This window comes from Bradyrhizobium sp. STM 3809, assembly GCF_000239795.1.
Lineage (GTDB): Bacteria > Pseudomonadota > Alphaproteobacteria > Rhizobiales > Xanthobacteraceae > Bradyrhizobium.
In genome coordinates this window covers 1-5,704 of the sequence record NZ_CAFJ01000787.1, presented here as the reverse complement: position 1 = coordinate 5,704, position 5,704 = coordinate 1, and the positions used below count along the sequence as shown (strand labels likewise).

The window sequence follows — 5,704 nt, the reverse complement described above, 5'->3', positions numbered from 1 at the left end:
ACGTCCAGCGCGCCGATCGCACGGGCGGAGCCCTTCAGGGTATGGGCGACGGTGGCCGCGTCCTCCGGCATCACCTGCAGCCGCTCCAGCAGGCGCACGGCCTGGGTCGAGAACATCTCGAGCACCTCGCGCTCGAGCGTGGCGTCGCCGAGCGTCATGCGCCTGAGGAGATCGAGGCTGATCGGCCCGTCATCTGGAACCAGCGGCGGCGAAGGCATCCATTCGATCCGTGACAGGTCGGGAATCATGGCGGTCATCCGGTCCGGCGGGCACGCTGCGCGCGCCCCTGTGGTCACCCAAGCACGGCAATGGTTAATGTATGGTTACCACCCGATTGCCGCGGGTTTGCCGCGATTTGGGCCCGGCTCCGCCCCAATCGCGGCCGAAACCGGAATTCGCAGAACTTCTAAAGTGTTAACGGCGGTAGCTGTTAACGATGATTAAGAATCTCTTAACCACGGCCATTTCTTTCAACAGGCACAGCCAATAGGATGATCCCCGGATGGAGTGGGTCACCCGGCGGAATTAGCCACCCCTGGTGCCTGCGAGGGATGACGTCCGGTTCGAGCGCGTCGAGGGGGAACTCGTACGCGGCTCGCCGGAACGAAATTAAGACGAGGGCTCGGATTCAACATGGCGAACACCCCCAAAAAGGTCAAAGACCCGACTGAAGTTGCGCTGTCCGCCATTCAGGAGGCTTTGAACATCAGCGATACGTCCGCGCCCCCGGACTTGCAGGGCCCGGTCCACGCTGACGGGGCGCCGCCGGTCATGCCGACCGGCGGATCCGCGTTCGATTCGTTCGACACCCGTCCCGGTGTCGACAGCCGCAGCCTCGACGAGATCGAGCCGCCGCCGCTGGCCAAGCGCCGTCCGGCCAATGACGACCGCGAGACCATCGGCCAGCTCTTGCAGGCGATCCAGAAGGGCCGTCCGTCGCGCGGCGTGTACACGCTGGCAACCGCCTTTGCAGGCATCTGGATCGTCGGCTGCGTGCTGCTGACGATCGGATTCCTGCCCGCGCTGCAGTCCCTGATCGGCCAGAGCGGCGGCGTGCTGGTGCTCGCCGGCCTCGCCGCGGTGTTTTTCGCGCCCATCCTGCTGTTCTATTTCCTCGCGAGCCTCGCCTGGCGGGGCCAGGAGTTGCGCATCATCGCGCAGTCGATGGCCCAGGTCGCGATCCGCTTCTCCGAACCGGAAGGCGCAGTCAGCGACTCCATCGTCACGGTCGGCCAGGCGATCCGCCGCGAGGTCGCGGCGATGGGCGACGGCGTCGAGCGCGCGATCGCGCGCGCCGGCGAGCTCGAAATGCTGGTCGCCAACGAGGTCGCCGCGCTCGAGCGCGCCTACAGCGACAACGAGGTCCGCATCCGCGCCTTGCTCCAGGACATCGCGCATCAGCGCGACAATCTGGTCGGCCAGGCCGAACAGGTCCGCAGCGCCATCTCGGGCGTGCAGATCGACCTGCGTCACGACATCGCGCTGATCTCCGACGCCATCGCCTCGCGCGTCGACGAGGTCGCCAAGAGCATCACCGGCGCGCTGGAAGAGCGCGGCGCCCACATCACGGCCGCGCTGGGCAACGCCGGCGACAACATGATCCTCGCGCTCGGCGAGCGCGGCGGCGACCTGCTCGACCGTCTGGAGGAAGCGAGCGCCGAGACCACCCGCGCCGTGCTGGACGCCTCCGAGCGGCTGACCACCAGTCTCAATTTCAAGACCGGCCACGTCCACGACGAGTTCGCCGATCTGTCCGACCGCGTCCACGAGATGCTGAACGAGCGCATCGACCGCATCACCAGCGAGTTCGAGCAGCGCACGGCCGCGATCGTCGACGGCATCTCGGTGCGCACCGAGCAGGTCCACGATCAGCTCAAGGCTTCCGGCGACTCGCTGCTGCTCGAACTCGAGCTGCGCAGCGGCGATCTCGTCACCAAGATCGACGAGGCCAGCCAGCGTCTGTCCGGTCACATCGTGACGTCCGGCGAAAAGGCGAGCGAGTCGCTGGACGCGACCGTCAACTCGCTGGTCGCCAAGGTCGTGAGCCAGACCGAAAGCACCCACGACACGCTGTCGATGCAGATCAGCGCCTTCGATGAGCTGGTGAAGAACCAGGGCACGGAGCTCGCCGAGCGCTTCGCCCGCGACAGCTCCACCCTGGGCGCCCTGATCACGCGGCACATCACCGAGTTCGACCGCACCGTGAAGACCTATGGCGGCGAGATCGTCGAGCGCATGGGGCAGCGGACCCAGGAGATCTCCGACAATCTCAAGACCTATGTCGACACTTTCGACAGCCGGCTGTCGTCCAACAGCGGCGAGATCACCGCAACGGTGGACCAGCGGCTGAGCCAGTTCGAGACCAACCTGCAGACGCGCATCTCCACCTTCGATTCGACGCTCGACTCGAAGATCAAGACCTTCGACGACACCGTCGAGGGCCGGCTGAAGACGCTGGAGGAGAACTTCGACAGCCGCGCGACCTCGGTCACCTCGACCATCGAGGGCCGGCTCGGCACGCTGTCGAACTCGCTGACCGACGGCGCGGCGCAGGTGCTGCACGCGATCGACTCGCGTCTGACTGTGCTGACCTCGTCGCTGACCGACGGTTCGGCGCAGGCGATCCAGTCGATCGACTCCCGCCTCAACATCCTCACCTCCTCGCTGACCGAAGGCACCGACAAGGCGCTGGAGGCGATCGATCAGCGCATCGTCAGCCTGTCGAACATCATCGACGGCCGCAGCTTCGAGCTGACCGAGGCCGTCACTGCCCGCTTCCAGGACATCCACCAGGGCATCGAGACGCGCGTCGGCACGATCGCCACCGAGATCGACCATCGCGTGTCGCAGTTCGAGGACCTGCTGGGCTCGCGCGTCGAGGCCGTCGCCGGCCGCATCGAGAGCAGCGGCCGCCAGGCGAGCGACGAGCTGATGACGCGCGCCGAGCTGCTGTCGGCCAGCATCAAGTCGCATGTCGAGGATGCCGAGCGCTCACTCACCACCCTCGTCGTCAACACCAGCGAGACCATCCAGACCGGCGCGCGCTCGGCGCAGCAGGCCCTGCTCAACGTCTCGACCGATGTCGGCTCGCAGCTGAAGAGCACCTCCGCGGAAGTCGAGCGCGCCCTCACCGGCGCCGGCAGCGCTGCGGCGAACTCCATCCTGAGCAGCGCCCGCGAGGCCCAGGCCACCCTGGTCACGGCGTCGAGCGAGACCGCCGAGCAGATCAAGTCGCTGTCGGCGGATGTCGAGCGCACGCTGACGGCGGCCGGCTCGACCACCGCCGCGTCGATTCTCGCCGGCGCCCGCGAGGTGCAGAACACGCTCGTCTCGGCGTCAGCCGACGCGGCGACCCATGTGAAGTCGCTCGCCACCGACGTCGAGCAGGCCCTGACGGCGGCCGGTTCGGCCACCGCGGCCTCGATCCTCGCCGGCGCCCGCGAGGTGCAGAACACGCTGGTGTCCGCCTCCTCGAACGCCGCCGAGCATGTGAAATCGCTCGCTGCCGACGTGCAGCGCTCGCTGACATCCGCCGGCACGGATACGGCAGAGACCATCACGGCCGGTGCGCGCGAGGCCCAGAGCGCCCTGCTCGCCGCCTCGCAGGAGGCCGCCGACCAGGTCAAGGCACTCACCGTCGACGTGCAGCGCTCGCTGTCGATTGCCGGCACCACCACTGCGGAGGCGATCACCGGCGGCGCCCGCGAGGCGCAGACCACCCTCATCAATGCCTCGTCGGAAGCGGCCAATCACGTCAAGTCGCTGGCGGCCGACGTCGAGCGGACCCTCGCCGCGGTCGGCACCAGCACCGCGACCGCGATCATCGACAGCGCCCGCGACGTCCAGTCCAAGCTGATCTCGAGCTCGACCGAGGCTGCCGAGCACGTCAAGTCGCTCGCTGTCGACGTCGAGCGGACGCTGTCCTCGGTGGGCGCCGATACCGCAAGCTCGATCCTCAACAGCGCCCGCCAGGCGCAGATGTCGCTGACGGCGACGTCGGCCGACACTGCGGCCAGCCTGGTCGGCAGCGCACGCGAAGCCCAGACCCTGCTGACGACGACCACCACCGAGACGGTGGCCGTGATCGTCGCCGGTGCCCGCGAGGCGCAGACCGTGTTGACGGCGACCTCGACCGACACCGCCGGCCAGCTCAAGGCGATCTCCTCGGAGATCGAGCGATCGATCAACACCGTCGCGGCCAACACGACGGATGCGATCCAGAGCAGCGCGCTGAACGCGCAGAGCGCGCTCGTTGCGGCCTCCAACGAGGTCTCGACGCGGGTGAAGTCGACCTCGACCGAGATCGAGCGCTCGGTACTGGCGGCCGGCAACTCGTTCGGCTCCGCCATGACCGGCAAGACCGACGAGATCGTCACCTATGTGCAGCAGCAGAGCGAGCGGCTGTCGCAGATGCTCGACGGCAAGCGCGGCACCCTGGTCGAGACGCTGAACTCCAAGACCAACCAGCTCACGATCGAGATCGATCGCGTCACCACCGATGCGCTGAAGCAGATCGAGATGCGCGGCCAGGCGTTCGCCCAGACCGTCAACGGCAACGGCTCCGAGGTCGCCCGCACCATCACCTCGGCCGGCGAGATGGCGACGACGGCGATCACCAAGTCGCTCAAGGATCTCGAGCAGGCCTCGCGCGCGGCGATCGAGCAGTCGCGCCAGGTCTCGGTGGCGGCCGTCACCGAGATGCAGGAGACCAGCAAGATCCTGCGCACCGACACGGTCGCGCTGTTCGAGCGTCTGCGCGAAGGCAACATCCTGCTGCAGGAGGTGCTGACCGGAGCTCACGACAACCTCAACTCGCTGGAGCGTGCGCTGGTCGCCCGCGTGGCCGATTTCGTCACCGCGATGAACGACGTGACGTCGCGCAACGGCACCGCGACGCAGACGCTGGAGGACCAGCTCAACGTCTTCAACGCCAAGACCTCGCGCGCGCTGCAGGATCTCGGCTCGCTGTCGACGCAGTTCGACGCCCATGGCAAGGCCCTGATCGAGGCCGCCGCCATCGTCGAGCAGAGCAACCGCGACGCGACCGCCTCGATCTCGGATCGCAAGACGACGCTGGAATCGCTGGTCACCACGATCGACCTGCGCACGGCCGATCTCGACCAGCGCCTGACCCGCTTCACCACCCTGCTCGACGAGTCGCTCGCGGCCGCCGAGGAGCGGGCGCGCGACATCGCCCGGGTGGTGGCCGAGACCGCCGGCGCCGGCTCGACCGCGCTCAGCCGGCAGTTCGAAGCCATCCGCGCCAATGCCGAGGAGGAGCGCCGCCTCACCACCTCGCAGATGCAGGAGATCTACCAGCAGAGCACGCAGGAAGCCGATGCGATGTTCAAGCAGTCGGCGGAGAAGTTCGCCACGCTGGTGTCGAGCATGAAGCAGATGACGGCCGAGATGCATCGCGAGCTCGAGGCGACGCGCAACGAGCTGCGCCGCGGCGTGCTGGAGATGCCGCAGGAGGCGGCCGAGAGCACCGCGCAGATGCGCAAGGTGATCGTCGACCAGATCGAGGCACTGGCCGAGCTCAACCGGATCGTCGCGCATCACGGCCGCGGTCTCGACGTGGTGAGCACGTCGCGTCCCGTCGCCGCGCCGGCGGCGGTCATGCGCCAGGAAGAGCCGGTGCCGGTGGTGGCAACCGCCGTCGTCGGCGGCCGCCCCGACATGCGCCTGCGCGAGCCGGCCGCGA

Annotated in this window: 2 protein-coding genes; one reads left to right on the top strand and one right to left on the bottom strand. The window is 67.9% G+C overall.

Annotated elements, in window-relative coordinates:
- Nucleotides 1–218, bottom strand: a 218-nt coding sequence (locus BRAS3809_RS33270; protein WP_035660276.1) for an Hpt domain-containing protein, incomplete at its 3' end; no start/stop codon positions are given.
- Between the two features lie 415 nt (nucleotides 219–633).
- On the opposite strand from BRAS3809_RS33270, the gene BRAS3809_RS33265 reads away from it, so the two are divergent.
- On the top strand, nucleotides 634–5,704 hold a 5,071-nt coding region (locus BRAS3809_RS33265; protein ID WP_052523525.1), incomplete at its 3' end, for an apolipoprotein A-IV repeat region-like domain-containing protein.